This window comes from Streptomyces sp. NPDC002886 (genome assembly GCF_042888445.1).
Taxonomy (GTDB): domain Bacteria; phylum Actinomycetota; class Actinomycetes; order Streptomycetales; family Streptomycetaceae; genus Streptomyces.
Window position 1 is genome coordinate 215,741 of the sequence record NZ_JBIAPV010000006.1, and the last position, 26,406, is coordinate 242,146.

General features: G+C 70.6%; 26 protein-coding genes and 3 pseudogenes. 22 read left to right on the forward strand and 7 right to left on the reverse strand.

Annotation, left to right across the window (positions count from 1 at the left end):
• The first annotated feature begins 37 nt into the window (after positions 1-37).
• Both ACFYYB_RS27020 and ACFYYB_RS27025 read left to right on the forward strand, forming a co-directional pair.
• Complete coding sequence (locus ACFYYB_RS27020) at positions 38-982, forward strand: DUF6192 family protein (RefSeq protein ID WP_389438182.1); 945 nt, start codon at positions 38-40, stop codon at positions 980-982.
• Entirely contained in the window at positions 979-1,419 is a 441-nt protein-coding gene (locus ACFYYB_RS27025) for a hypothetical protein (RefSeq protein WP_389438184.1), read from the forward strand. The genes ACFYYB_RS27020 and ACFYYB_RS27025 overlap by 4 nt, the downstream gene beginning before the upstream one ends.
• Positions 1,420-1,804: 385 nt before the next feature.
• Here ACFYYB_RS27025 and ACFYYB_RS27030 read toward each other — a convergent pair whose 3' ends face one another.
• Entirely contained in the window at positions 1,805-2,278 is a 474-nt protein-coding gene (locus ACFYYB_RS27030) for a GNAT family N-acetyltransferase (protein WP_389438185.1), read from the reverse strand.
• Between the two features lie 182 nt (positions 2,279-2,460).
• On the opposite strand from ACFYYB_RS27030, the pseudogene ACFYYB_RS27035 reads away from it, so the two are divergent.
• The 19 genes and pseudogenes from ACFYYB_RS27035 to ACFYYB_RS27125 form a co-directional block, all read left to right on the forward strand.
• Positions 2,461-2,565, forward strand: a pseudogene (locus ACFYYB_RS27035) (IS5/IS1182 family transposase); the annotation flags it as partial.
• Positions 2,566-3,022: 457 nt separating this feature from the next.
• The gene (locus ACFYYB_RS27040) at positions 3,023-4,846 is read left to right on the forward strand and encodes a hydrogenase maturation protein (protein ID WP_389438187.1); all 1,824 of its coding nucleotides are present in this window, start codon (positions 3,023-3,025) and stop codon (positions 4,844-4,846) included.
• A 68-nt stretch (positions 4,847-4,914) separates the two neighbouring features.
• The gene (locus tag ACFYYB_RS27045; protein ID WP_389438188.1) at positions 4,915-5,970 is read left to right on the forward strand and encodes a hydrogenase expression protein HypE; all 1,056 of its coding nucleotides are present in this window, start codon (positions 4,915-4,917) and stop codon (positions 5,968-5,970) included.
• Between the two features lie 116 nt (positions 5,971-6,086).
• Positions 6,087-7,871 carry a nickel-dependent hydrogenase large subunit gene (locus ACFYYB_RS27050; protein WP_389438189.1) on the forward strand — a complete coding sequence of 595 codons (1,785 nt, stop codon included), beginning with the start codon at positions 6,087-6,089 and terminating at the stop codon, positions 7,869-7,871.
• Complete coding sequence (locus tag ACFYYB_RS27055) at positions 7,868-8,413, forward strand: hypothetical protein (protein WP_389438190.1); 546 nt, start codon at positions 7,868-7,870, stop codon at positions 8,411-8,413. The genes ACFYYB_RS27050 and ACFYYB_RS27055 overlap by 4 nt, the downstream gene beginning before the upstream one ends.
• A gap of 107 nt (positions 8,414-8,520) precedes the next feature.
• On the forward strand, positions 8,521-9,132 hold the full coding sequence (locus ACFYYB_RS27060; RefSeq protein WP_389438459.1) for a DUF5947 family protein: 612 nt from the start codon (positions 8,521-8,523) through the stop codon (positions 9,130-9,132).
• Positions 9,129-9,839 (forward strand): DUF6084 family protein, encoded by a 711-nt coding sequence (locus ACFYYB_RS27065; RefSeq protein WP_389438191.1) that lies wholly within the window; start codon positions 9,129-9,131, stop codon positions 9,837-9,839. The genes ACFYYB_RS27060 and ACFYYB_RS27065 overlap by 4 nt, the downstream gene beginning before the upstream one ends.
• The gene (locus tag ACFYYB_RS27070) at positions 9,836-11,251 is read left to right on the forward strand and encodes a hypothetical protein (RefSeq protein WP_389438192.1); all 1,416 of its coding nucleotides are present in this window, start codon (positions 9,836-9,838) and stop codon (positions 11,249-11,251) included. The genes ACFYYB_RS27065 and ACFYYB_RS27070 overlap by 4 nt, the downstream gene beginning before the upstream one ends.
• Positions 11,252-11,322: 71 nt before the next feature.
• Positions 11,323-11,910: a hydrogenase maturation protease gene (locus ACFYYB_RS27075; RefSeq protein WP_389438460.1), complete on the forward strand. Its 588-nt coding sequence runs from the start codon at positions 11,323-11,325 to the stop codon at positions 11,908-11,910.
• Positions 11,907-12,011 carry a DUF6893 family small protein gene (locus ACFYYB_RS27080; RefSeq protein WP_389438193.1) on the forward strand — a complete coding sequence of 35 codons (105 nt, stop codon included), beginning with the start codon at positions 11,907-11,909 and terminating at the stop codon, positions 12,009-12,011. Before ACFYYB_RS27075 ends, ACFYYB_RS27080 begins: the two co-directional genes overlap by 4 nt.
• A gap of 150 nt (positions 12,012-12,161) precedes the next feature.
• Positions 12,162-12,641 (forward strand): hydrogenase maturation nickel metallochaperone HypA, encoded by a 480-nt coding sequence (locus ACFYYB_RS27085; RefSeq protein ID WP_389438194.1) that lies wholly within the window; start codon positions 12,162-12,164, stop codon positions 12,639-12,641.
• On the forward strand, positions 12,620-13,441 hold the full coding sequence (hypB, locus tag ACFYYB_RS27090) for a hydrogenase nickel incorporation protein HypB (RefSeq protein ID WP_389438195.1): 822 nt from the start codon (positions 12,620-12,622) through the stop codon (positions 13,439-13,441). The genes ACFYYB_RS27085 and hypB overlap by 22 nt, the downstream gene beginning before the upstream one ends.
• Positions 13,441-15,846 carry a carbamoyltransferase HypF gene (hypF, locus tag ACFYYB_RS27095; protein ID WP_389438196.1) on the forward strand — a complete coding sequence of 802 codons (2,406 nt, stop codon included), beginning with the start codon at positions 13,441-13,443 and terminating at the stop codon, positions 15,844-15,846. Before hypB ends, hypF begins: the two co-directional genes overlap by 1 nt.
• Entirely contained in the window at positions 15,815-16,156 is a 342-nt protein-coding gene (locus ACFYYB_RS27100) for a HypC/HybG/HupF family hydrogenase formation chaperone (RefSeq protein ID WP_389438197.1), read from the forward strand. Before hypF ends, ACFYYB_RS27100 begins: the two co-directional genes overlap by 32 nt.
• On the forward strand, positions 16,153-17,328 hold the full coding sequence (gene hypD / locus ACFYYB_RS27105; protein WP_389438198.1) for a hydrogenase formation protein HypD: 1,176 nt from the start codon (positions 16,153-16,155) through the stop codon (positions 17,326-17,328). Before ACFYYB_RS27100 ends, hypD begins: the two co-directional genes overlap by 4 nt.
• Entirely contained in the window at positions 17,321-18,382 is a 1,062-nt protein-coding gene (gene hypE / locus ACFYYB_RS27110; protein ID WP_389438199.1) for a hydrogenase expression/formation protein HypE, read from the forward strand. Before hypD ends, hypE begins: the two co-directional genes overlap by 8 nt.
• A gap of 285 nt (positions 18,383-18,667) precedes the next feature.
• Positions 18,668-19,744 (forward strand): annotated as a pseudogene (locus tag ACFYYB_RS27115) (transposase); the annotation flags it as partial.
• 85 nt (positions 19,745-19,829) lie between these two features.
• The gene (locus tag ACFYYB_RS27120) at positions 19,830-20,036 is read left to right on the forward strand and encodes a hypothetical protein (protein ID WP_389438201.1); all 207 of its coding nucleotides are present in this window, start codon (positions 19,830-19,832) and stop codon (positions 20,034-20,036) included.
• Between the two features lie 172 nt (positions 20,037-20,208).
• Positions 20,209-21,051: a DUF4394 domain-containing protein gene (locus ACFYYB_RS27125; protein ID WP_389438202.1), complete on the forward strand. Its 843-nt coding sequence runs from the start codon at positions 20,209-20,211 to the stop codon at positions 21,049-21,051.
• 391 nt (positions 21,052-21,442) lie between these two features.
• Here the strand turns inward: ACFYYB_RS27125 and ACFYYB_RS27130 are convergent, their stop codons facing one another.
• From ACFYYB_RS27130 to ACFYYB_RS27140, 3 genes are all read right to left on the reverse strand, one after another.
• Positions 21,443-22,258, reverse strand: a complete 816-nt coding sequence (locus tag ACFYYB_RS27130; protein ID WP_389438203.1) for a sulfite exporter TauE/SafE family protein — start codon at positions 22,256-22,258, stop codon at positions 21,443-21,445.
• A 409-nt stretch (positions 22,259-22,667) separates the two neighbouring features.
• Positions 22,668-23,063, reverse strand: coding sequence for an STAS domain-containing protein (locus tag ACFYYB_RS27135; protein WP_389438204.1), 396 nt, complete (start codon positions 23,061-23,063; stop codon positions 22,668-22,670).
• Between the two features lie 305 nt (positions 23,064-23,368).
• Positions 23,369-23,578, reverse strand: coding sequence for a hypothetical protein (locus ACFYYB_RS27140; protein ID WP_389438205.1), 210 nt, complete (start codon positions 23,576-23,578; stop codon positions 23,369-23,371).
• A gap of 197 nt (positions 23,579-23,775) precedes the next feature.
• Here ACFYYB_RS27140 and ACFYYB_RS27145 point away from each other — a divergent pair, with 197 nt between their 5' ends.
• Entirely contained in the window at positions 23,776-24,051 is a 276-nt protein-coding gene (locus ACFYYB_RS27145) for an isoamylase early set domain-containing protein (protein ID WP_389438207.1), read from the forward strand.
• Between the two features lie 151 nt (positions 24,052-24,202).
• Here the strand turns inward: ACFYYB_RS27145 and ACFYYB_RS27150 are convergent, their stop codons facing one another.
• The 3 genes and pseudogenes from ACFYYB_RS27150 to ACFYYB_RS27160 all read right to left on the reverse strand — a co-directional run bounded on the left by ACFYYB_RS27150 (position 24,203) and on the right by ACFYYB_RS27160 (position 26,270).
• Positions 24,203-24,559 (reverse strand): STAS domain-containing protein, encoded by a 357-nt coding sequence (locus tag ACFYYB_RS27150; RefSeq protein ID WP_389438209.1) that lies wholly within the window; start codon positions 24,557-24,559, stop codon positions 24,203-24,205.
• 246 nt (positions 24,560-24,805) lie between these two features.
• Positions 24,806-25,132 (reverse strand): annotated as a pseudogene (locus tag ACFYYB_RS27155) (plasmid stabilization protein).
• A gap of 913 nt (positions 25,133-26,045) precedes the next feature.
• Positions 26,046-26,270, reverse strand: a complete 225-nt coding sequence (locus tag ACFYYB_RS27160) for a hypothetical protein (RefSeq protein ID WP_389438210.1) — start codon at positions 26,268-26,270, stop codon at positions 26,046-26,048.
• Between the last annotated feature and the right edge of the window lie 136 nt (positions 26,271-26,406).

A 26,406-nucleotide genomic window follows, 5' to 3' on the forward strand; every position in this document is an offset into this window, starting at 1 on the left:
TGCACCTGGCTTTCGACTACAAGCACGGGAGCCATGCATGCCTGCTATTGAGATCCCATCTGGGTACACCCGCGAGGACTGGCTGACCTACGTACAGCGCGGTCGGCGCATCTTGCGGGCCAAGAGCGCAAGCAATTTCGAGATGGGCGACATGCTCAACGAGATGCTGGACGGCCAGCCACGGGGCGGTGGCGAGATCACCCGGATCACCGAGCTTTTCGCCAAGCAGATCCGGTCGAAGGGATCGACCCTGGTGAAGTACCGTTACGTGGCACGCGCCTGGCCTGTCGAGCATCGCCGTTCGGATGTCCCGTGGAGCGTGCACGAGGGTCTGGCGGGCCTTCCCAACCGGTTCCAGCTGATCCGGGAAGAACCATCGGACGAGTTGGACCCCCGAGAGCTCGGGGTCTGGCATTACGACGCCGTCCGGCGGGCCCGGCGCGGCTTGCCTGAAGTTCCAGCCACGTCGACGGAGCGGATCGATACCGCGAAACGTCTCCTCCGCGATACGCATGAGGCTGCGGAAGCCGTAACCCAACTCGCCGACCGCACAGAAGTCCTGAAACGGGCCATCGAGGACCCTGGGTTCAGGCGAGCCATTAGAGACGCCAACCGCGATCGGTCCCAGCGCTTGGAGGAGGAAGCCAAGGCGCAGTGGGAAACGCCCGCCTCCTGTCCGCCTCCTTCTCGTTCCGCCGGAACCGAAAGCGAGACCAAGCCCTCGGTCAGCTATCGCGAGAGCCCCTCTTCGGTACTGAAGATCCTCGGTCAGTGCACCACGTTCTGCGTCTCGATGCAGAACGCTGTCGTGCTGGCCCAAGAGGAGTTGCTGACCACCGAGGAGGAGGAAGCCGTCCTCGACAGCGTCAAGAAGGTCCGGGCAGTCTGCGACTGGTGCGAGCACGTCGTCACAACCGGCCAGACCGACATGGACGACGAGCTCGCCCGGCTCCTCGGCGGCGGGGAAGGAGACCAGCTGTGAACTCCCGACGCAGGTCGCCGTCCGACCTCGGCCTCGAACTGTGGGACCTCGTCAAGGAGGCCGGCGAAGACGGTATGCCGAGGGAAACCGCCCTCGACCACATGACCTCCAACCAGTTCGAGATCGCCAAGGTCTGGGACCGGGACCACATGTGCGAGAAGGAACGCGAGTGCTTCCTCTACGTACTCGGCCAGTACCTCATCACCCGCGACCCCCAGATGTCCGTCCTCGCCCTCAACCGCGAGATCGAGCTCCTCTACCGGCGCGCGGTCCGACTCCACCGCAGTGCCATAGCCCCGCTCGGGGAGGAGGGGCGACAGAGTCCACAGCTCAGAGTGGTGCACACCGCGCTGGCGGGGATGATCGAGGCGGCCGCGCCGCTGAGGCACGCGGGCTTCTCGGCTGATGTCGTGGTTCGTCACAGCACCGGCACCTGAACTGGCCCGCGCACCGGACCCCGGTCTCGGTTGTGGCCCCGTCCGGCCCCATACAAGGCTGTCCGGATGGGGCCACACCGAACGCTCCACCGCACAGGTTCGTCCCCAGCCGGACGGACGTACGCATATTTGCTGATGAGAGCGGGGAGCCAGGACTCCACAGCTAGGGTGACCCGTAGCAGCGAGGACGCTGCGCAGTCAGTTGGAGGTGACTAGTGGGAGTTGCTGATCCCTAGGCGATACGGGTGCCAGCAGGGGAGGAGCTGTGGTGTGAATGCCAGCTCGACGAGATCGGTGAGCCAGCCGACCTCCAGAGCGCGGGCCTCCTCGACCTCCCGTTGGGACCCGCGTCCGCTCAGGCCGGCGAACACCGAATGATCCGCCGTCACCACCAGCAGAGCTTCGCTCTCAGCTTCCCGAGGTCCAGCCACCAGGAATCCTGGGTCTTCCGTTTCAGGCCCCGCCCCAGCCCCTCACCACGGGGCACGAAGCCCAGGCTGGTCCACATACCGCTGAGCTCGTAGTCGCGCCGGCACCTCACCTTAATGGCGAGGCGGTGGGACTGGGCCTCCCGCATGGCCTGCACCAGTTGGCGCGCTGCGCGCTTACCGCGATGCTCCTCAGCCACACATAGGTGAGCCAGCCTCACGCACCGGCTCCGCTTCGGCAGTCCGAAGAACGCATAGCCGATGACCCGCTCGCCCTCCAAGGCGACCAGCAGGCCGCCCTCGTCCGCGGCCTGCTGGTATGCGGTTGGGGTCAGCAGCCCCAGTCGTTTGGTGTAGCGGTCCCCGACTGCCACGGCAGCATCAATCAGCTCTGCTTGTTCACCCGACACCAGAACCACGTTGACCGTCATGAGCTCCCCCTCCGGATCGCCAAGCCCCGGTGCTGCCGATCACTGCTGTCCTGCTCCCACTGCACACCTCGGCTATGTCTGCCGGACAGTCTTTTTTGATCAGTTCCCGCTCCGGCGGCCGAAGCACTCCTCTCGACACACGGGCGCCGGTCAGGACCCCCATGTCAACTCGGCCCGTGGGGACTCCACTCCCTGAGGAAAGCAACAAGTCCCACAAGCAGGTCCGCGCCCGCGTCGAGCACGTCTTCGCCCGCGTGGAGACCTCGAAGATCCTCCGAGATTGCCGGACTCAGAGCGTGTCGCCGTGCCAAAGGAACGGACTGTCAGGTTCAGACTCGGCGGGGCCAAAGAGGGCCCGGCCACAGGGACCGTAAGGGGCGCGCCCTGCGATCAGTTGGGCTCCGCCAGCCTTCTCCTCCGCCGCCCAGCCAGCGACATCCAGAAGCTGCGTGTCCAGAGGCCCACCGCTGGTCGGGGCCAAAGTCCGCGGAGCCGGTGGCGAGGCGCTGTTTTGCCAGCCCTCAGTAACTGGCGAATCAGCCGGAGGGGCAAGTTCCGGCAGGGTGAAATGTACTGCCCTGATCGGTGAGCCGTTCAGGGCGCCGCTGAGTGGACCCGTGAGACCACGCTTTCGAGCGAAAACCCGGCTCGTCGTCGTGCTGGGAGTCCCCCCAGTACTCCACGATCTCAGGCGGCCGGTCATGTTCTGGTCATGATCGGTCGCCCAGGAGCGGAGGTAGTCAGGTGCAGGTCCTGCTCGTGTCGAGCGCCTTCAACAGCCTCACTCAGCGCGTCCACGCCGAGCTGCGCGAGCGTGGCCATTGCGTCGCGGTCGAACTCGCCCTTCCGGGGGCGGACTTGGCTGATGCCGTAGACCGACACGAGCCGGACCTCGTCATTGCGCCGATGCTGCGCACGGCCATCCCCCGGGAGGTGTGGTCCACTCGCACCTGCCTGATCGTCCACCCGGGGCCGGTCGGCGACCGGGGCCCCTCCTCTCTCGACCGGGCCGTCCAGGAGGGGCGGACACGCTGGGCCGTCACGGTCCTGCAGGCCGTCGAGGAGATGGACGCGGGGGATGTCTGGGCCACCGTCGAGTGCGATCTCCCGCCGGCCTCGAAGAGCGACCTCTACCGCGGTGAGATCGCCGACGCCGCTCTCGAGGCGGTCCTTCTCGCCGTCGACCGCTTCGCCACCGGCGCCTACCGGGCACAGCCCCAGGTCACTGGCCACGCCCTGCCGTACCTGCGCCAGGAAGACCGCCGGATCGACTGGCGGACGGACCCCACGGAGCGGGTGCTGCGCGTCCTGCGCGCCGCCGACTCCCAGCCCGGCGTACTGGACGAGCTACTCGACACCGAGTGGTACCTGCACGGTGGCCACCGCGAGTTCCTGCTGCGCGGCCGCCCGGGCGAACTGCTGGCCACCAGAGCCGGGGCCGTCTGCCGGGCCACCACCGACGGCGCCGTCTGGATCCCCGAGCTCCGGGCGCGGCGCGCTCCCGGGGAGCCGCTTCCCCTCAAACTCCCCGCCACCGTTGCCCTTGGCAACCGGCTGCACCCGACGCACCTGCCGCGGCCCCTCCCGGAGTACCCCGCCCCGGTGCTCGGCGCCGGTTCCGGGAACCGGCGCGGATGGTCCGAGATCCGCTATCGGGAGGACGGCGGGGCCGGGTTCCTGTCCTTCTCGTTCCCTGGCGGGGCGATGGACACCGGACGATGCCGACGACTGCTCGATGCCTACCGGACCGCCTGCTCCCGCCCCACCTCGGTACTGGTCCTCGGCGGCGGCCGCGACTTCTTCTCCAACGGCATCCACCTGGGCGTCATCGAGGACGCCGCCGACCCGGCCGAGGAGTCCTGGGCGAACATCAACGCCATCGACGACCTCGTGGAGGCCGTCCTGACCACCACCGACCGCCTCGTCGTCGCGGCCCTCGGTGGCAACGCTGCCGCGGGCGGGGCCGTGCTCGCCCTCGCCGCCGACGAGGTCTGGTGCCGCTCGGGCGTGGTCCTCAATCCCCACTACCGCCTGATGGGGCTGTACGGCTCGGAGTACTGGACGTACAGCCTGCCGCGACGGGTCGGTGAGCGGGCCGCCGAGCGGCTCGCCTCCGACGCGCTGCCCGTCGGCGCCGCCACCGCCGTGCGGTTGGGGCTGGCCGACCGGACGGTCTCCTGCGCTCCGGAGGCCTTCGCCGACGTCACGGCCCGGCTCGCCGTCCGGCTGGCCGGTTCCCCGGCCGTGCAGGCCCGGATCGCCGGGAAGAAGGCGCGACGCGAGCTCGACGAGTCGGTCCGGCCCCTGGCCTCGTACCGGGAGGAAGAGCTGGCACGGATGCGGGACATCTTCTTCGACCCCGAGGCCCCGTACCACGCCCTGCGCAGGGCGTTCGTACGCAAGGAGACCCCGGCGGCCACTCCTGCGCACCTGGGCCGCGCGCACGGTGTCACGCCGGGGGAGGAGCACAGATACGGGCACGGGCACGGGCACACGGACAGTGGCGGCCCTGCGCACGGTCACTGGACTGGCGCACATGAACGGGCGTCGGGACCGGTCACCTGTTAGCAAGAAGGGTGAGGCCGATGCACGGACCTCACCTTCCCCCCTCCTCTCCTCCCCTAGGAGACATCCGGATGGACACATCAGCGCCGGCCGAGGCCGAAGACCCTCCGATCCACATCCTCTGGATCAATGCGGGGCTGAGCTGCGACGGCGACTCCGTGTCGCTGACCGCGGCCATGCAGCCCAGCATCGAGGAGATCGTCATGGGCGTACTGCCCGGTCTCCCCAAGATCGCCGTGCACTGGCCGCTGATCGATTTTGAATGCGGTCCCGTGGGCGGGGCGGACACGTTCATCGAATGGTTCTTCAAGGGGGAGCGCGGCGAGATCGACCCCTTCGTGCTTGTCGTGGAGGGTTCCATCCCCAACGAGAGCATCAAGCCCGAGGGCTACTGGTGCGGTTTCGGCGACAATCCGGAGACAGGCCAGCCCATCACCACCAGCGAGTGGATCGACCGGCTCGCGCCCAAGGCCTTGGCGGTCGTGGCCATCGGCACCTGCGCCACGTACGGCGGCATCCACGCGATGGCAGGCAACCCGACCGGCGCCATGGGCCTGCCCGACTACCTCGGCTGGGACTGGAAGTCCAAGGCCGGGATCCCGATCGTGTGCGTGCCCGGCTGCCCGATCCAGCCGGACAACTTCTCCGAGACGCTCACCTACCTGCTCTACCAGGCGGCGGGCTCGGCCCCGATGATCCCCCTCGACGACAAACTGCGCCCCACCTGGCTGTTCGGCGCGACCGTGCACGAGGGCTGCGACCGGGCCGGCTACTACGAGCAGGGGCAGTTCGCCCACACCTACGACTCCCCCAAGTGCCTTGTCAAGCTCGGCTGTTGGGGCCCTGTCGTCAAGTGCAACGTGCCCAAGCGCGGCTGGATGAACGGCATCGGCGGCTGTCCGAACGTGGGCGGCATCTGCATCGCCTGCACCATGCCCGGTTTCCCCGACAAGTTCATGCCCTTCATGGACGAACCGCCCGGCGGCAAGGTGTCCAGCGCCGCGAGCGGCGCGTACGGGGCGGTGGTCCGCAAGCTCCGGGCTATCACGGCGCACACCGTGGACCAAGAGCCGAAGTGGCGCCACCGCGGGGACAAGCTGACCACCGGCTACCGCCCGCCCTGGTGACCGGCGGGGTCCCCCGACCCCAACTCGCACCACACAGGGCGACATTCGCCCCCTGCACCCGCCCCCCCCCCCTGTGAGAACCCCCGATCCAGCACCGAAGGGTCACGGCAGACACGATGGCACCCAAGACGAAGGCTGCCGGCGACGGCAGCGGCCTGGTGGAGATGGCCTGGGATCCGATCACCCGGATCGTGGGCAGTCTCGGCATCCACACGAAGATCGACTTCAAGCAGAAGCGGGTCGCGGAGTGCTACAGCACCTCGTCGGTCTTCCGCGGCTACAGCGTGTTCATGCGCGGCAAGGATCCCCGCGACGCGCACTTCATCACCAGCCGCATCTGCGGGATCTGCGGGGACAACCACGCCACGTGTTCCGTGTACGCGCAGAACATGGCCTACGGGGTGAAGCCGCCGCACCTCGCCGAGTGGATCATCAACCTCGGCGAGTCCGCGGAGTACATGTTCGACCACAACATCTTCCAGGAGAACCTGGTCGGGGTCGACTACTGCGAGAAGATGGTCCGCGAGACGAACCCGGGCGTCCTGGAGCTGGCCGAGCGCACCCCCGCCCCGCACGCGGGCGAGCACGGCTTCAAGACGATCGCCGACATCATGCGCTCGCTCAACCCGATCGAGGGCGATTTCTACCGCGAGGCCCTCCAGGTCAGCCGCTACACCCGGGAGATGTTCTGTCTGATGGAGGGGCGCCACGTGCACCCCTCCACCCTGTACCCCGGCGGCGTCGGCACCATCGCCTCCGTCCAGCTCTTCACGGACTACATGAGCCGTCTCATGCGGTACTGCGAGTTCATGAAGCGTGTCGTGCCGCTCCACGACGACCTGTTCGACTTCTTCTACGAGGCCCTGCCCGGGTACGAGGAAGTCGGCCGCCGGCGCGTGCTGCTGGGGTGCTGGGGTGCGCTCAACGACCCCGAGCACTGCGACTTCACGTACGCCAACATGACCGACTGGGGACGGAAGATGTTCGTCACCCCGGGCGTGGTGGTGGACGGCAAGCTCGTCACCAACGACCTGACCGAGATCAACCTCGGCATCCGGATCCTGCTCGGCAGTTCGTACTACGACGACTGGCAGGGCCAGGAGAAGTTCGTCACCCACGACCCGCTCGGCAACCCGGTCGACGCCCGCCACCCGTGGAACCAGCACACCATCCCCGCCCCGCAGAAGCGGGACTTCGACGACAAGTACAGCTGGGTGATGTCCCCGCGCTGGTTCGACGGCAAGGACCACCTCGCCCTCGACACCGGCGGCGGCCCCCTCGCACGCCTGTGGTCCACCGCCCTGTCGGGGCTCGTACACACCGACTACGTCCAGGCCACCGGGCACAGCGTCGTCATCACGCTGCCCCGCACCATGACCAAGCCGGAGACCCGCTTCGAGTGGAAGATCCCGAAGTGGAGCAACGCCCTGGAGCGCAACCGGGCCCGTACCTACTTCCAGGCGTACGCCGCCGCCATCGCCCTGCACTGCGCCGAGAAGGGACTGGCGGAGGTCCGCGCCGGACGCACCCAGACCTGGGAGAAGTTCGAGGTGCCCGACCAGGCCATCGGCGTCGGCTTCACCGAGGCCGTACGGGGCGTCCTGTCGCACCACATGGTCATCCGCGACGGGAAGATCGCCAACTACCACCCGTACCCGCCGACCCCGTGGAACGCCAGCACCCGCGACACCTTCGGCACGCCCGGACCGTACGAGGACGCCGTGCAGAACACGCCCATCTTCGAGGAGAACACCCCGGAGAACTTCAAGGGCATCGACATCATGCGGGCCGTGCGCAGCTTCGACCCCTGTCTGCCGTGCGGGGTCCACATGTACGTGGGCAAGGGCCAGACGGTGAAGCAGATGCACGTGCCCACCGGACTGAGCGGACTGGGCGGATGACCGCGGACGCGGCCGTGAGGGCCGATGCCCGCCAGACAGGTGTGCGCGTCGAGGAGGTCCTCGACCGACTGGCCGCGACGGGAGACCGGGAGGTGTGCGCGGCCGCCGAGGAACTGGTGCGTGTCCTCATGGATTTCTACGGCGCCGGGCTCGCCCGGATCGTCGCCGGACTCGGCGAGGCTCCGCTCACCAGGCTCCTCGACGACGAGCTGGTGGCCAGCCTGCTGGCCCTGCACGATCTGCATCCCGAGGACGTGGACGCCCGTATCGCCCGCGCCCTGGCGAGCGTACGGGAACCCGTGGAGCTCCTCGGCTTCGACGAGGCCACCGGCACGCTGCGGCTGCGGCCGGCCCCTGCGGGAGGCTGCGGTTGCGGGAGCTCGGCGGCCGAGGCCGACGCGGGGCCCTCGCAGGCCGTCGAGGACGCCCTCGCCTGCTTCGCTCCCGAGGTGATCGCGGTGGAGATGGCGCCGGCCGAGGCCCCGGCCCCGGCCCTGCTCCAGATCGGCACCCGCCCACAGAACCCGGCGCGGGCCCTGTGAGCGGCACGCCCAGGTGGTCGCCGCCCGCCCTCCACCCGGAGGGCGGGCGGGGCCGGCGCGCGGCGGACCCCTCGACCGCGCCGGATCCGTCGCGCGCCCCGCGCGGCCTGCGCCGGTTCGCCGGTGCCCGCCCGGTCAGCCCGGAGGTCTGCGGGCTGTGCGGGGTGGTGGTCGCCGAGAACGCGCACCGCCACGTCGTGGAGACCGAGAAGCGGGCGCTGGTCTGCGCGTGCACCGCGTGCGCCCTGCTGTTCGACCGTCCCGGCGTCGCCACCGGCCGTTTCCGCGCGGTCCCGAGCCGCGTCCTCGCCGACCCCGCTCATCAACTCGACGACGCTGCCTGGGAGATGCTCCAGATCCCCGTCGGCGTCGCCTTCTTCTTCCGCAACGCCGCCCTCGACCGGCTCGTCGCCCTCTACCCCAGCCCGGCCGGCGCCACCGAGAGCGAACTCGACGCCGAGACCTGGCAGAGCGTGCTCGGCGCCGGACGCCTCGCCCCGCTCCTCGAACCCGACGTGGAGGCACTGCTGGTGCGCCGCGAGCAGGGTCGGACCGACTGCTATCTGGTGCCGATCGACATGTGCTACGAGCTCGTCGGCCGGATGCGGCTGCTGTGGACCGGGTTCGACGGCGGCGCCGAAGCCCGGGCCGCGCTGGACGCGTTCTTCGCCGAGGTCGGGCGGCGGGCCAAGACCCCGGTGGAGGCACCCGCGCCATGACCGACTTCGGCTTCACCTGCACCGGAGTGCGCGCCGATCCGTACGCCGCCGGACCCACCCTGGTGTTCCGGCTGCGCGTCACGGCCGGCGAGGACTCCGAGCCCGCCGGGGTGCACGCCCTGGCGCTGCGCTGCCAGTTGCGCATCGAGCCCGCCCGGCGCGGCTACGGACCGGCCGAAGCGGCGGGCCTGGCCGACCTGTTCGGCGAGCGCGCCCGCTGGGGCAGCACCCTGCAGCCCGTGCAGTTCGCGCAGGTCGCCCTCATGGTGCCCAGTTTCACCGGGGAGACCGAGATCGACCTGGCCGTGCCGTGCACGTACGACATGGACATCGCCGCGAGCCGCTACTTCAGCGCCCTGGAGGACGGGGAGGCCCCGCTGCTGATGCTGTTCTCGGGCACCGCCTTCACCGGGGCCGGCGGATTCCGCGTCGAGCCGGTGCCGTGGGACCGGGAGGCCTCGTACCGGATGTCCGTGGCGGTCTGGCACGAGATGGTCGAGCAGCACTTCCCCGGCTGCGGCTGGCTGAGACTCCCCCGGGACGTCATGGACGAGCTGCTCGCCTTCCGTTCGCAGCACGCCCTGGCCTCCTGGGAGGCGACCGTACGGACCCTTCTGGACGCGGCGGCCGCCCGCCGGCCCGATCCCGTACTCCCCTTCCGGCTGGGTACCGCCCTGCCGCGTGTCACCGAGAGGACGGCGCCGTGACGACGGCCACCGCACTGGAGTCCCGGTTCGCGAGCGCCCGGCAAGTGGCCGACGCGGTGCTCTTCGAGGGGTACGTGCTGTACCCCTACCGGGCCTCGGCCGCCAAGAACCGGCTGCGCTGGCAGTTCGGCGTGCTCGTGCCGCCCGCCTGGGGCCCGGCGCACGAGGAGCACTCCTTCCAGCAGACGGAAATCCTGATGGAGCCCAGGGGCGACGCGGCGCTGACCGTCGAGCTGAGGTTCCTGCACGCGCGCCGGCGCACCGTCCAACAGGTCCTGCCCGGCGGTGGTTTCGCCGAGGTCACCGAGCTGCACCTGGACGACCGGGTCTTGGTCCCCTGGGACGAGGGGGCCGAGGAGCGGGTCGAGGCGAGCGTCACCCTGGCCCAACTCGCGGGCGAGGGAACGCGGATCCCGTTCTCGCGGGAAGCCCGGGAGGACACCGAGCCCGTCAGCGGCGCCGACGGGCAGTGCGCCGGCCGCCTGGTGCGGCGTACGGAGCGGATCGAGGGGAGCGTACGGCTGCGCGCCGTCGAACTCGAAGGCCCCTACCGGGTGCTGAAGCTGACGGCGGTGGTGGAGAACACCAGCCCCTGGTCCCCCGCCACCGACGGCGAGGACCGTGAGGCGGCGCTGCCGCACTCGCTCGTGGCCGCCCATCTCCTGCTGGGGCTGAGCGGCGGCTCCTTCCTTTCGATGACCGATCCACCGGAATGGGCCAGGAGCGCCGTCGCCTCGTGCGTCAACCGGCACACCTGGCCCGTGCTCGCCGGGGAGCCGGGCCGCGCGGACGTGGTGCTGTCCTCGCCGATCATCCTGGAGGACCATCCCGCCATCGCGCCCGAGAGCATCGGAACGATGTACGACGCCACCGAGATCGACGAGATCCTCGCGCTGCGCACCGCCGCCCTCACCGACCAGGAGAAACGGGAGGCGCGCGGCACGGACTCCAGGGCCGCCGCCGTGATCGAGCTGGCCGAGTCGATGCCCCCCGAGGTACTGGAGCGGCTGCACGGCGCCGTGCGCGCCCTGCGCGAGATCACCGGCCCGGACAAACCGTCCATGGTCCCGGAACTCCGCGACGAAGAGGACGTGTTCAGACCGGAGACCCCGTGGTGGGATCCGGCGCACACGGACACGGCGGATCCCTCGCGGGACCGGGTCCTCGTCGACGGCGTACCGATCGGTGTCGGCAGCCGGGTGCTGCTGCGCCCGGGCCTGCGCCGCACCGACGCCCAGGACCTGTTCCTGCGGGGCCGCTCCGCCCTGGTCGAGGCCGTCCTGCACGATGTGGACGGGGGCGTGCACCTCGCCGTCACCGTGGAGGGCGATCCGGGGGCGGACATCCGCCGCGAGCAGGGCCGCTTCCTCTACTTCCAGCCCGACGAACTCTCGCCCCTGGCGGACACGTGAGTGCCAGGGCAAGCGGCCTTCCGGGCGGCCTTCCGGGCGGCCTTCCGGGCGCCCTTCCGGGCGGCCGCGTCCTGGTCGCGGGCATCGGCAACGTCTTCCTCGGCGACGACGGATTCGGGGTGGAGGTGATGCGGCATCTGACCGCACACGAACTGCCGCCCCACGTCGAGGCCGTGGACTTCGGCGTGCGCGGAGTCCACCTCGCCTACCAGCTCCTCGACGGCTACGACATGCTGGTCCTGGCGGACGCCACCGCCCGCGGTGGCGCCCCCGGCACGCTGTACCTCATCGAGGCTGGCGAACCGGGCTCCGTCCAGCCCGGTGCCGCCCTGCTGGACGGCCACCACATGTCCCCCGACGCCGTACTGGCCCTGCTGGGCACCCTGTGCGAGGGCACCGGCTCCACCCCGCCCCGGCGGATCCTGGTCGTGGGGTGCGAGCCCGAGTCGATCGAGGAGGGCATCGGGCTGAGCGAGTCGGTGGCCGCCGCGCTGCCGGGAGCGGTACGGATGATCCTGGAGCTGCTGGGGGACGGCCCCGGGGAGCCGGTCCGTACCCACGAAGGACACGACCGCGAAGCGCACGAACGCGCAAGGCACGCAGGCGAAGGGCACGACGTCGCGCGGGCCCCGGTCGCCGAGTTGAGGAGGACCCCGTGAAGAAGGCAGTCATCGGCGGCGCGGCCGCGGCGGCGCTCGTCGCCGTGCTGAAGCAGATCCTCCCCGACCTCAGGCGCTACCTGCGCATGCGCCGTATGTGACACGACGGCGCGCACCGCTCCGAGGCCCCGCGCACGCCGGACCGGCCCGCGGAGCGCCCGAACGGCGTACCCGGCGGACGATGTGTCGGCGTGCCCGGGCGCACCGTCCCCGTCCTGCCGCTGTAATGAGCCCCGGCAGGACGGAGTCCGATGCACGAGATGTCGATCGCCATGGCCGTCGTGGGCCAGGTGGAGGAAGCGGCCGAAGCCGCCGGCGCGAGCGGTGTGACCGTAGTGCGCCTCCAGGTCGGCGAGCTGGCCGGGGTGGTTCCCGACGCCCTGGCCTTCTGCTTCGAACTGGCCTGCGTGGGCACGGTCCTCGACGGTGCCGAGCTCGTCACCGAGCCGGTGCGGGCCCGCGCGCTGTGCACCTCCTGCACGGGGGAATGGGCCGTCGGAATGCCGCCCCGGCTGTGCTGCCCGGATTGTGGGAGCGCCGCGCACGTGGAGCTGCTGTCGGGCCGTGAGCTGCAGATCCTCAGCGTGGACTGGGACGAGGCCAGCGCGGCCGCCCCCGCTACCCCGGCCGCCACCCCCGCGACGCCCGCGACCCCGTCGACGCCCATCGCGGACCCCTCCGCGAACCGAACTCCGAGGAGCGACGAACCATGTGCCGAGTGGTCGACCTGAAGCAGGCGGTGCTCGCCAAGAACGACGCCGCCGCGCACGCCCTGCGCACCGAGCTCACCGCCCGCGGCACGGCGACCGTGAACTTGCTCTCCAGCCCCGGCAGCGGGAAGACGGCCCTGCTGGAGTGCGAACTGCTCCTCGCCCGGGAGCGCGGGATCGCGGTGGCTGCCCTCACCGCCGACCTGGCCACCGAGAACGACGCAGTACGCCTGGCGCGTTCCGGCGTACCGGTCAAGCAGGTCCTCACCGACGGGCTCTGTCATCTGGAGGCCGGCATGCTCGGCCGGCACCTGGACGGCTGGCTGCCCGAGGCCACCCGGCTCCTGTTCGTGGAGAACGTGGGCAACCTCGTCTGTCCCGCCTCCTACGACCTCGGCGAGTCCCTGCGGGTCGTGCTGGCCTCGGTGACGGAGGGCGAGGACAAGCCCCTGAAGTACCCGACCGCCTTCGGGCTCGCCCAGCTCGTGGTGGTCACCAAGACCGACCTCGCGGGGCCGGTCGAGTTCGACGAGGAGGCCTTCCGGGCACACGTCCAGCAGGTCAATCCGGGGGTGGAGATCGTACTGACCTCCGCGCGCTCCGGGGAGGGCGCGGGCATCCTGCTCGACCGGGCGACCGCGGTCGCGGAGGGCGCGGCGACGCACACGCCGGTCATGGCCCGGCAAGCCTCCGGCCAGGACACGCACGCGCACGACCACGGACACGGACCGGACCACGGCCACGGCCACGGCCATGACCACACCCACCCGCACCCCGATCCCAGCCGTCACGTCCGTCCCGCCGCGGCGCGCACGTCCTGATGGAAGTGCTCCAGCGCCGCCGGGTCACGGTCCGCGGGGTCGTGCAGGGCGTCGGGTTCCGGCCGTATGTGTACACCCGCGCGACGGGCCTGGGACTGGCCGGCCACGTCACCAACACCGCGGAGGGCGTCGTGGCCGAGGTGGAGGGCGCGCCGTCGGCCGTCGCGGAGTTCTGCGAGCGGCTCGCGGCCGACGCTCCCCCGCTCGCCGTCGTCGACACCGTCGACCATGCCGAGGTCCCGGCCGTAGGCGGTGCCGGGTTCACCATCCTGGCCTCCCGCGCGGGCGGCCCCGCCCGCACCCTGGTCTCCCCCGACACGGCCACCTGCGCCGACTGCCTGGCCGAGCTCGCGGACCCGGCCGACCGGCGCCACCGCCATCCCTTCATCACCTGCACGCACTGCGGGCCTCGCTTCACCATCGTCACGGCGCTCCCCTACGACCGGCCCCACACCACGATGGCCGGCTTCCCGATGTGCCCCGCCTGCGCCCGCGAGTACACGGACCCCGCCGACCGGCGGTTCCACGCCCAGCCGGTCGCCTGCCCGGCCTGCGGACCCCGGCTGCGGCTGCTCGCCGGCACGCCGCCGCGCGAGACGGACCACGCCGACCCGGTGGCCGGCGCGCGACGGCTCCTGGCCGCCGGGGCGGTCCTCGCGGTCAAGGGGATCGGCGGCTACCACCTGGCCTGCGACGCCGGCCGCGCCGACGCCGTCCGGGAGCTGCGACGTCGCAAGGCCCGCGGCGACAAGCCGTTCGCGCTGATGGCCCGTGATCTGCCCACCGTCGAGGGGCTCGTCCACGTCGGCGTCGAGGAGCGGGAGCTGCTCACGGGGCGGGAGCGGCCCATCGTGCTGCTGCGCCGCCGCGCGGGCACCGCGGGCCTGGCCGCCGAGGTGGCCCCGGGCAGTCCCGACCTCGGGATGATGCTCCCGTACAGCCCCGTGCACCACCTGCTGCTCGGGCTGCCCGGTGATCCGCCCGGGCCCCGGCTCCTGGTCATGACCAGCGGGAACCTCTCGGGCGAGCCCATCGCCACCGATGAGGCCGACGCCCTGGAGCGGCTGGCCGGACTCGCCGACGCCTGGCTGACCCACGACCGGCCGATCCACGTTCCGTGCGACGACTCCGTGGTCCGTGTGTGCGACGGCGAGCCGCTGATCGTCCGGCGCTCGCGCGGGCACGCCCCGCTGCCCCTGCCGCTACCCGTGTCCGTCCCCGCGGGCCTCGCCGTCGGAGGGGACCTCAAGAACGCCTTCTGCCTCGGTGAGGGACGCCGGGCCTGGCTGTCCGCACACGTCGGCGACATGGACGATCTGGCCACGCAGTACGCGTTCGAGCGCGCCGAAAGGCAGTTGGAGTCCGTCACGGGTGTCGCGCCCCTGCTGCTCGCCGCCGACCGGCACCCCGGGTACCGCTCCGCGCACTGGGCAGGGCGGCACGCGGGCGACCGGCCGCTGGTGCGCGTCCAGCACCATCACGCTCACGTCGCCTCGGCCATGGCCGAGCACGGTCTGGACGGCGGCCGGCGGGTCATCGGCGTCGCCTTCGACGGCACCGGCTACGGGGACGACGGGGCCGTGTGGGGAGGCGAGTTCCTCCTCGCCGACTACGCCGGCTACGACCGGTTCGCCCACCTCGCCTACGTACCGCTGCCGGGTGGGGACGCCTCCGTGCGGCGCCCGTACCGGATGGCCCTGTCGCACCTGCGGGCGGCGGGCCTCGACTGGGCGCCGGACCTGCCCTGCACGACGGCCTGCCCGCCCGATGAACTACGCCTCCTGCGTTCCCAGTTGGATCGCGACCTGAACTGCGCCCCCACATCGAGCATGGGGCGGCTCTTCGACACCGTGTCCTCACTGGCCGGAGTGTGCCACCACGCGGGGTACGAGGCCCAGGCCGCGATCGAACTGGAATCGGCGGCGCGCCGCGCGGGAGAGGAGGCCCTGGAGGAGGACGGGTACCGATTCCCCCTCCGCCCGCCCGCTCCCGGCGCCGGGGGCCCGGTCGTCGCCGATCCGGGGCCCGTCCTGGCCGCCGTCGTGGCCGAGGTCCGCGCGGGTACGCCATCCCCGCTGATCGCGGCCCGCTTCCACTGCGGGGTCGCCGGACTCGTCGTCGAGCTGTGCCTCCTGGCGCGCGAGCGGTACGGCGTGGAGACCGCCGCGCTGACCGGCGGGGTCTTCGCGAACACCGTGCTGTCCTCGCTCTGCGCCCGCCGCCTGCGCGGCCACGGGTTCACCGTACTGCGGCACCACCGCGTGCCGCCGAACGACGGCGGCCTGGCCCTCGGCCAGCTGATGGTGGCGGCCGCCACCGCCACCGCGGCCGGCTCCGCCCTCCTGACGCCCCCACCCCAGCAAGGAGAAGCTTATGTGCCTGGCGGTACCCGGCAAAGTGATTGAGATCAAGGAGAAGGACGGCACCCGGATGGCCACCGTGGACTTCGGCGGGGTGGTCAAGGAGGTGTGCTTGGAGTATCTGCCGGACCTCCGGGTCGGTGAGTACGCGATCGTGCACGTCGGCTTCGCACTCCAGCGGCTGGACGAGGAGTCCGCGAAGCAGACCCTGGAACTCTTCGCGGAACTCGGAATGCTCCAGGAGGAGTTCGGCGATCCCTGGGAGCAGGCGGCGCAGGCCGGCGGTGATCCGTGGCCCTTCGCCGACGACACCGACGACGCCGAAGACGTGGCCCGGGAGGCGGCACAGCAGTGAAGTACATCGACGAGTTCCAGGACCCCGACCTCGCACGCCGGCTCCTGGAGGACATCCACTCCACGGTGACCCGCCCCTGGGCGCTGATGGAGGTGTGCGGCGGCCAGACCCACACGATCATCCGGCACGGCATCGACCAACTCCTGCCGGACTTGGTAGAATTGATCCACGGGCCGGGCTGTCCGGTGTGCGTCACCCCGCTGGAGGTGATCGACAAGGCCCTGGAGATCGCCTCCCGCCCCGACGTCATCTTCTGCTCCTTCGGGGACATGCTGCGCGTGCCCGGGACCGGCCGGGACCTGTTCCAGGTGCGCAGCGAGGGCGGTGACGTACGGGTCGTCTACTCCCCGCTCGACGCCCTGCGGATCGCCCAGCAGAACCCGGGCCGCGAGGTGGTGTTCTTCGGGATCGGCTTCGAAACCACGGCCCCGCCGAACGCCATGACGGTGTATCAGGCGAAGAAGCTCGGCATCCGCAACTTCAGCCTGCTGGTGTCCCACGTCCGCGTCCCCCCGGCGATCGAGGCGATCATGCAGTCGCCGAGCTGCCGGGTCCAGGCCTTCCTCGCCGCCGGGCACGTGTGCAGCGTCATGGGCACCGGCGAGTACCCAGAGCTCGCCGCGCGCCACAGCGTCCCGATCGTCGTGACCGGGTTCGAGCCGCTGGACATCCTGGAGGGCGTGCGCAGGGCCGTACGGCAATTGGAGCGCGGCGAGCACACCGTCGACAACGCGTACGCCCGCGCGGTGCGTCCGGAGGGGAACCCGGCGGCGCTCGCCATGCTCGGTGACGTCTTCGAGGTCACCGACCGAGCCTGGCGCGGCATCGGCGTGATCCCCGACAGCGGCTGGCGACTGTCACCCCGCTACCGGGAGTTCGACGCCGAGCACCGCTTCTCGGTGACCGGCATCACCACCCTCGAACCGGCCGAGTGCCGCAGCGGCGAGGTGCTCCAGGGGCTGCTCAAGCCCCACGAGTGCGAGGCCTTCGGCACCACCTGCACCCCGCGCAACCCGCTCGGCGCCACGATGGTCTCCAGCGAGGGCGCCTGCGCCGCGTACTACCTCTACCGGCGCCTGGAGATCACCCCGGCCCGTACGGCCCCTGCGAGCCCTGCCGCCGTGCCGGCCGGCACCACCGACACGCCACTGGAGGCGAGCCCCGTTGTCTGACACGACCCTCGACATCATCGGCTGGACCTGCCCGGCGCCGCTGCGCGACCGCCCCAGGGTAGTGATGGGCCACGGTGGCGGCGGCGCGCTCTCGGCCGAACTGGTCGAGCACCTCTTCACCCCCGCCTTCGGCGGCCCCGTACTGTCCCAGTTGGGCGATTCCGCGACGGTCACTCTGGGCGGGGTCCGGCTGGCATTCTCCACCGACTCCTACGTCGTGCGCCCCTTGTTCTTCCCGGGCGGAAACATCGGCGACCTCGCCGTCAACGGCACGGTCAACGACCTGGCCATGAACGGAGCCCAGGCCGCCTACCTCTCGTGCGGATTCATCCTGGAGGAAGGCATCGAGATCTCCGTGGTGGCCCGCGTAGCCGAGGCCCTCGGCGCCGCCGCACGCGCGGCCGGGGTCGAGGTGGCGACCGGCGACACCAAGGTCGTCGAGGCCGGCCACGGGGACGGGATCTACATCAACACCGCGGGCATCGGCATCGTCCCGCAGGGAGTCGACCTGCGGCCGCAGCGGGTCGTACCCGGCGACGTGGTGATCGTCAGCGGGGAGATCGGCCTCCACGGGGTGGCGATCATGAGTGTCCGCGAGGGCCTGGAGTTCGGCGTGGACATCGAGAGCGACTGCGCCCCGCTCGGTGGCCTCGTGCGGGCCATGCTGGAGGTCACCCCCGATCTGCACGTACTGCGCGACCCCACCCGGGGCGGTCTGGCGGCCTCGCTCAACGAGATCGCCGCCGCTTCGGGAGCGGGAGTCGTCATCCAGGAGGGCCGCGTCCCCGTCCCCGTACCCGTCGCCAACGCCTGCGCCATCCTCGGCCTCGACCCGCTCTATGTGGCCAACGAGGGCAAGCTCGTCGCGTTCGTACCCCGCGAGCACGCGGAGGCCGTACTCGCCGCGATGCGTGCGCACCCGCTCGGCCGCCGGGCGGCCGTCATCGGTGAGGCGGTCGAGGCCCACCCGGGCATGGTCGTGGCCCGTACCGGCCTCGGCGGCACCCGCGTGGTCGACCTGCCGATCGGAGAGCAACTGCCGCGCATCTGCTGAGGCACACCCGGACCCGGCTGCGGTCCGACCTATCCCGCGCTGCGCGTGCCGTCCAGGTCCTGAGGATCGACCCCGGTCGTCGCGAAGGCGTGCTTCGTTCCGCTGGGCGCTGTGAACGGCCACGCGGGCCGAGGCCGTGCATTCCCTTGTCTCCGGAGTCAGCTTGTCGTTTATCCACCGGGCGTTGAACTGGGCTCGAACTTGTTCGGGTTTCCCCAGTTCAGCGGACGTGCGCGAGGCAGGGCCCCGATCCTGTGCTCAGGGTTGAACAGCGTGGAGGCCGGGATGGTGGGACTGGTCGAGCAAGGCGTTCAACGAGACGCTTTCGCGATGGTGTCGGATTTCCGGTCGGAGCTGTACGCGTGCTTGACGTCGCGAGCTGATGCCTTGTTCGACCTGTGACGCGCTGCTGTGCACCGACGGGCCAGTCTGCACCCTTGTGGACCTGGCCCTCGCGCCGGAACACCGACGCGGGCATGGGGCCTTGTATTCCGGGATCAACCGGGGCCGAATCGACGTCGCCCGGCTTCGTCGCGCGCTGACGGGTGTGCCATTGCCCCGGGCGAGTGACGGCCGCCTGGTGCTGGCCGTGGATGTCTCCCCGTGGCTGCGGCCGGATGCCGACACCTGCTCGGACCGTTCCCTCTGCCATACCTTCGGCCGCGGCCTGGCAAGCACCAGATGGTGCCCGGCTGGCCGTACTCGATCGTCGCCGCCCTGGAGACCGGCCGAACATCATGGACGGCCCTGCTGGACGCGATCCGACTGGAGCCAGGTGCCGACCTGGCCGCGGTCACCGCCGGCCAGGTCCGCGACGTCGTCGAACGCCTCCTGGAAGCCGACCAGTGGCAGGCAGGGGACCCGAACATCTTGGTCGTGCTGGACGCCGACTATGACGCTCCCCGCATCGCCCACCTCCTGAGTGATCTGCTGGTCGAAGTGCTGGGCCGGCTGCGGTCGGACCGGGTGATGCGCAAGCCGGTCCCGGTGCCGTGGATCTGCCCGCCGCAGGGCGGGTGCCCGCCCAAGCACGGCGGTGAGTTCGTCTTCGGCCGCCCCGAGACCTGGGGTGAGGTCACCGCAGTGACCGTCACCAGCACCGACCGGTACGGAACGGTGACCGTGCTGGCGTGGGACCGGCTACATCCCCGGCTGACCCGCCGGGCCGCGTAGATCGACCACGAGGGACCGTTGCCGATCATCGAGGGCACCGTGATCCGCCTGGCGGTCGAGAAGCTGCCAAGCGGCGGGGTGAATAGGCCCGTCTGGCTGTGGTGGTCGGGCACCGGCGCCACCACGGATGACGTCGACCGGTGCTGGCAGGCGTTCCTGCGCCGCTTCGACGTGGAACACACCTACAGACGCCGACGAGCCCTGGATACTGCCGATCTACGGCGGCCGCCCCGTGGTACACAGCGCTGACGCCGACCCCTCCAATCCCCCGCTGATGCTTCTGGAGCCGCCTGGGGTGTCACAGGCCGCGCATTTCCTTGCGCCTGTCTCTTTCGACGAGCTATGGAACGTTGTCAGCGCCAGGTTCAGTGCCCTCGGCTGGACCAGGCAGGAACTCCTCGACCATCACAGAAACCTCCAAGGGTTCTACGAGCGGGCGGCTTCGGCAGGCCATGCCGTGGTCAAAGCGGTGTGGGCTTGAGACGTGGCCACGGCTTCCGGACAGCGGTAAGCACGTCGCGATGCTCCGGGCCTAGCCACGGCACTGAACAGAAGGCTTGTTGAGTAGGCCTCCATCTGGCTGCGGGATGTGACTGGTTGTGTCTGCCAGGTGACCCCCGGCTGTGCGGGCGGCTCGACTCAGTGGAGAACTCATGCGTAAGGCAGTCCTCGTGATGGCGCTCGCCGCCGCCCTGTCCGTGACCGGACCGGCGGTCGCCGCGGACAGCGACCAGCACGACCACGGCAGGGGCGGTCTGAAGGTGACCGGCCTGACCGACGACCAGCAGCTGGTGTCCTTCCGTACCGGCGAACCCGACCGGGTGTCCACGGCGGGCGCCGTCACCGGTCTCGCGGGTGACACGGCACTGGTCGGGATCGACTACCGCGTTCAGGACGGGCTGCTCTACGGCGTGGGCAACGCCGGCGGCGTCTACACCCTCGACACCGCCAACGCCGCGGCGACCAAGGTGTCCCAGCTGAGCATCGCCCTGACCGGCACCGCCTTCGGCGTGGACTTCAACCCGGCCGCCGACCGGCTGCGGATCATCAGCGACACCGGACAGAACCTGCGCCACAACGTCAACGCCGCCACCGGCGGAACCCTCGCCGACACCCCGCTCACCACACCGCCGGCCACCACGCCCACCGCTGGCGTGACCGGGGCCGCGTACACGAACAACGACCTGGACGCCGCGACCGCGACCAGTCTGTTCGACATCGACACCACCGGCGACCGCGTGGTCCTGCAGTCCCCGGCCAACTCCGGCACCCTCGCCCCCACCGGCAACCTCGGCGTCGACGCCGGGCCCAGCGCGGGCTTCGACATCTACTTCTCGCCCAAGGACGGCTCCAACAAGGGCTTCGCCGCGCTCTCCAGCGACGGCTCCTACCGCTTCTACAAGGTCAACCCGCTCACCGGGGCGGCCCGCGACGCCGGCGCCTTCCCCAACGACCAGCAGGTCGTCGACGTCGCCCTGCCCCTCAACCAGAGGTAGGCCCCGGCCTCGGGCGAATCCGCGCCGCCTAAGACCGGCCCCGCCCGTGCACCGGCACTTCAAGGCCTTGTGAGCGAACGGCGGCTGGCGTACGAGTGGCAGACGGCACTTCGCCGGTGTGGCGAGTTTCCGGGCGAAGGACATCTGCAGTGTTCTGGTGGAGCTTCGGTCACTCCGGGAAGAGCGGCCGCAGCCCACCGCCCCCCGCCCCCAGGCTTGCCGTCACACCGCTGGCCCCGGGGCGGGGAGAGCGAAACCAGAAGTCCGCGCAATGGCCGAGAGGCCTTGGCTTTGTTCACGACTCACTCGTGAAGTCAGTTGTTCACGGATTTGGGAGGCGCCCCGCCGGGGCCGGGGTCGATGTTCATGAGATTGGGAGGCGCCCAGCAGCTCAGTCGTGACGGGCGAGCTTGACCGCGGAAACGAGCAAGATCACGGCCAGCGCGGGAATGAGCACCACGTCTGGGAAGACGCCCAAGAGCAGACCGCCGAGGATGGCCCCGGCTATGGAGCCGGTGGCCATGGTGACGGTGAAGCGGATATTGGCACCGAGGACGGCGAAGCTGCCGTCGCGGCTGTAGCGGGCGAAGGCGACGAGCATGGTCGGCAGGGAGACCAGCAGGGACAGGCTTCCGGCGGTCTTGATGCCCTCGCCGAACAACAAGACGATCGTCGGGACCAGCAGCTCGCCTCCGGCCACGCCCATGATCGCGGCGACGACGCCGATGCCGAAGCCAGCCGCGACGCCGACGGGGATCTGGGCCGCCCGTGGCAGGTCGAGGGTGCCCAGGGGGGTGGTGTGGGTGAGGACCAGGGCGGCAGCCATGAGGACCATCAGGGCCGCCAGCACCCTGTAGAGGGTGGTGCTGCGCATGCGCACGGCCCAGGATGCACCTGCCCAGGCGCCCAGGAGACTGCCGGCCAGCAGGTTCACCGCGACGGGCCAGCGAGTGGCGACCTCGGCGGCCGGGACCGCCGCGAGGCGGGCGGGCAGCGCGACCAGGACCACGACCAGGCTCATCGCCTTGTTCAGGATCACCGCATAGAGCGCGGCGAACCCGAAGAGGCCGATCAGCAGCGGCAGGCGGAACTCCGCGCCGCCCAACCCGATCATCCCGCCCAGAACACCGATGGCTGCACCCGCGCCGAACACCACCGGTGCCGAGTACGTGGGTCGGAGAGGATGCAGGGTCCGGGCAATACGCATGACGGGCATCCTCGCTGGTGGAGAGGCCGTTCGGCTACGGCACACCCTCACCTTCGGGGCAAGGCACTGGACATCCGATGCGGATTCGTGGAGACCTCCGACAGCCGCCTCCCCTGGCCTTTGACGGCGCCCTGGTGACTCCGCCGGCCTGCTGCACCTGCTGGACCTGCACCGGCGCGCGGAATGCCTGGGCCTGCGCGTCCTGATGCTCGGCTGGCAGCCCCAGCCCCAACAGCTCATGGCACACGTCGCCGGAATGCCGGGGCCCGGCGCCGCGGCGGGAGAGCGCTACGCCCTGACGGGGTTCCACCGCCTGATCGAGAAACGCGCCCAGCGGGAAAGCGACCTCTCTGATCTCGGCGACGCCCTTTCCCTCGCTAGCGCGGTGTGCGGGACCGGCGGGGTGTAGTTAGCCGCCAGCCGCCTGCGGGTACCGGTGCGGGGCACGGTCACCGAGCGGGGCTGCCCGGGGGGGGCTGACCGACCTGGGCGCACGGAGGGTGCGGCGCAGCGGGCTGGTGGGCGAGGTGTGGCTTCCCCGGCCTTGTCCTGCGGGGTCGAGGTCATCGACGAGGTCCAAGAGCCACTGGGGCTGGCGCTGCCAGTTGTAGGCGAAGAAGGCGCTGCCCCGGCTTTGGGTGTGGCGGGCGAGGTCGAGCAGGCGGTGCAGGCCGACTACGTCGATGAACGAGAGAAAGTGCATGTCGCAGGCCACCACGGCGATCCCGTCGCCCAGGGCTGCCCGCACACTGGTGAGGGCGGGGCTGGTGTCCAGGTCCAGCTCTCCCACGGGCGTGAGGTGCATGGTCGGGCCGTAGCGCCTGATCCTGATCCGGAATTCGCTTCCCATGGCTGTCTCGAATCGCCACAACAAGCTGACGCGCACCACCGCGGACTGGTGGCTCCTCGATGGTCCTCCCGCCCGCTGCACGGCCGCAACTCCGCCACCCAGGGCACCGGGTCTCCTGCCGGGTCGCCCCGGCAGGAGACCCGGTGCCCTGGCCTGGGATGAGTCCTCGGGCCTGGAGCCGGGATCACAGGCCAGGACCCGGCCGGGTGACTACGGGCCCGGCCGGCTCCTGGAGTGCGTGGGCTGACGGCGCTAACGGGTCAGCGTTCCTCGTCGCGCATCTCGTCCTCGGCGAGCCCGCGCCTCATGTCTTCCTCGCGGCGCCGCTTGAGCTCCTCGGGGCTCTTGCCCCAATCGCGTTCGCCGGCCCCGGCGTGAACGGGGTCCTGGCCGGTGCGGCGCATCCGCTCCTGCTCCTCGCGCTCGCGGCCCTTGTCCGGGTCTTGGCGCTGGTTGTGCGTACCGCCCATGACGGCGACTCCTTGATGCGCGACTGAAGCCTCCTCCTTCCACGCCGACACCGAACATGACTCACCTCATCACAGGCGTCACTGATTGTGGCGGGCGGGTGATGTCCGGGCGGGGCAGGGCAGTCGCAGTGCGGCGGGCCCTTCCAGCGCCGACGATGGGCGCCTGCCCCTATCCGCCGCTGTCAGGAGACCACCCCATGCTGGAGCGCACGCTGCACAAGGACCGCACCGAGGTCACCTTCATCCTTCCCCCCGACAACCCGCTGGGGCCAGTCAGTGTGGTGGGCGACTTCAACGACTGGCAGCCCGGCGTGCACACCCTCAAGGCCCGCAAGGACGGCAAACGCGCCGTCACCGTCGCACTGCCAAGTGCAAGCGTCCATTCGTTCCGCTACCTGGCGGCCGGGGACTACTGGTTCAACGACGACAGCGCCGGGGACCAAGACGGCCGCAACAGCCGCCTCCACACCTGAACCGGCCCGGCACCAGGCGTGACCTGAGCCTGCGCAGGGCGTTGATACGGCGACGCGCGCTTGCGGCCCCCTCACCCCGCGGGCTGCAAGCGTGCGGCCCCGGTACCGCGCCCGGCGGCGGGGCCGCAGCCCTTCCCGCGGTGGACGGACCCTAGGTGGTGACGGCTTGGCGGTCTGAGCCGGGATGGTCGGGCGGCTCGATGGTGAAGGCGCCGACGGTGTCGAAGAGCCGCAGAAGCCTGGACACGGCATGGGGGACGGCGCGCAAGTGGATCTCGGCACCGTCGGCCCTGGCAGTCCGAGCCGCGGCCAGCAGCACGCTCAAACCGCAGCAGTCGCAAAATTCCACGCCCGCCAGGTCGATCGTGACCTGCCGGCAGCCGACCATCGCCTGACCGAGGGCATCGCGTAGTCCCGGGGCGGTGGCGACGTCCAGCTCCCTGGCCACACGCACCTCACACACGCCCGGCCCCACATGGCGGACCGTGACACGGAACAAGTCGTCCACCGACGCTCCTGGGTGTCCTGCTGTATGGCCAGGGAATGCCTGCGGTGGTGAGATGTCCACCAGCGCGGACGCACCCGTGGGGGCGCCCGGGGCCGCCCAGCGCGCGTACGGAAGGTGCCCGCGCCGTGTCGGCGGCGGAGGTTGCAGGCTCATGCATCGAACAGTGACGCATACCCAGGGGCCCGCCGAGTGCCGCGCCTCTGGCGCCGCAAGGCTTTCTGCGGCGAGCAACGCTCCGGCGGCTGGTCAGCGCCCAAGAGCCCCTGCCGGGTCCTGCTTGTTCATCGACGAGCGGCCGTCGATACCGCGCTTCCCCACCTCCGCGTACAGCTCGTCCGTAGTCGGCCCCTGCGCACCGCTGTGCGACCGCTAGCCTCCGCGCTGCGGGGCGGACGTCTTGTCGCCTGTGGATGTCTTGCTGGACGTCGCGGACTCTCCGGAGCGGGCCAGCTCCCTGTTCACGGTGCGGGCCGCGAATTCCTTGGCCCGGTCCTTGGCGGTACCGAGACTCTCGGCGTTCTCCTTGATGCGCTCGCATGGACGTTCATGCTTCGCGCTGGAACCTTGCGGCATGACCCTCCTTCCAGACCAGCACAGCCGCTCGGCCACACCCGCTCTGTCAGGACTTCGCGTACCCGGTGTCCGGCTCACCCGGATCGCGACACGTCCGGTTTCCAATCTGATGCCGTGTTACGCCGTCATCGAGAGCCTTGATTCCGCCGACGTTGTGGCCTTGCCTGGTGTCGGCGGATCGTCACCGGGCCGCAGCCCGAGCATATCCAGTAGCCGTGCGAGGTCGGCTCGATCCGTGGCGCGTTCGGCGACCGCGCGAAGCGCGGCGTCCCGGTCCACGTGCCACCACAAACGGCATCACGCTGCAGAGTGCACTGCTCCAACCGGCCTTGCCATCACCGCTTGGCCTCGCCGCAGAGCCGCAGTCTGGACGCGGCGGCTTCGCTGGGCTGTTATGCCGTGATCCACCGGATCACTCGCCATCAGGCGTCCGGCAAGGGCGCTGGATCCTGCGGGTTAGCATCAAGGAGAGCCGGCGACGCCCGCGGCTGCGGACCACGGCGGCGGTCTGCGTGCTCATCTCTAGATCGCTGGCCAGGAAGCTCGTCGGCCACCCTCGTTCCGCGAGGCTCTGCAGGAGTGCGCCGGCTTGGTCTGCAGGTGCCAGTCCAGGCAGGGAGCGATCCCGTCGGAAAATACTGGTCAGGGGTACACCGAGGATGGCTTCGGAGGTGGCCCGGTGAACCAGGACCGGGCGTTGGCCGGCTGGTCGCAGCAGCCGCCGGACCAAAGTGACCGAGACCCCGGAGAATTCAGCGATGTCCGCCGCCGACAATCCGCTCACTCGTAACTGGCAGGCATGGGATGCCGGATCGTCCGCGGGGATCCGAGCGGGCCTACCGACCTTGAGCTCCTTAGTGCGCCGGGCACGATCTCGGCGCACGTCGGCCTTGCACTCCGGCCTCCAACAGCCTTAGTCCGCCCAGGAGGACTGCCACGCCTGACACGCGATCGGGGCGGTTCCGGTGAACATCACGCTGATGAGGCCAGGTCCCGCGAGTTCGATGGGTCCGTGGCGGAAGGCTCCGCCGGTGTAGTCCTCGGAGGGAACCTTCGCGGCCTCTTGCAAGATCAGGGTTTCGGTCAGCGCGTTCGCGACGTGGGGCACGGAGGCGTTGCCGGACGGGTCGGAGGTCAAGCGCGGGGTGTTCCTGAGCAACAGCATCAGCTGCCGGGCCAAGCTGACCGCCGACAAGCTCCAGGCGCTCGCCGCGCGGCCCGCCGCGGTTAGGTGCCCTGGGTGGGTGGAATTCCAGCTCGGGTAGATTCTCATG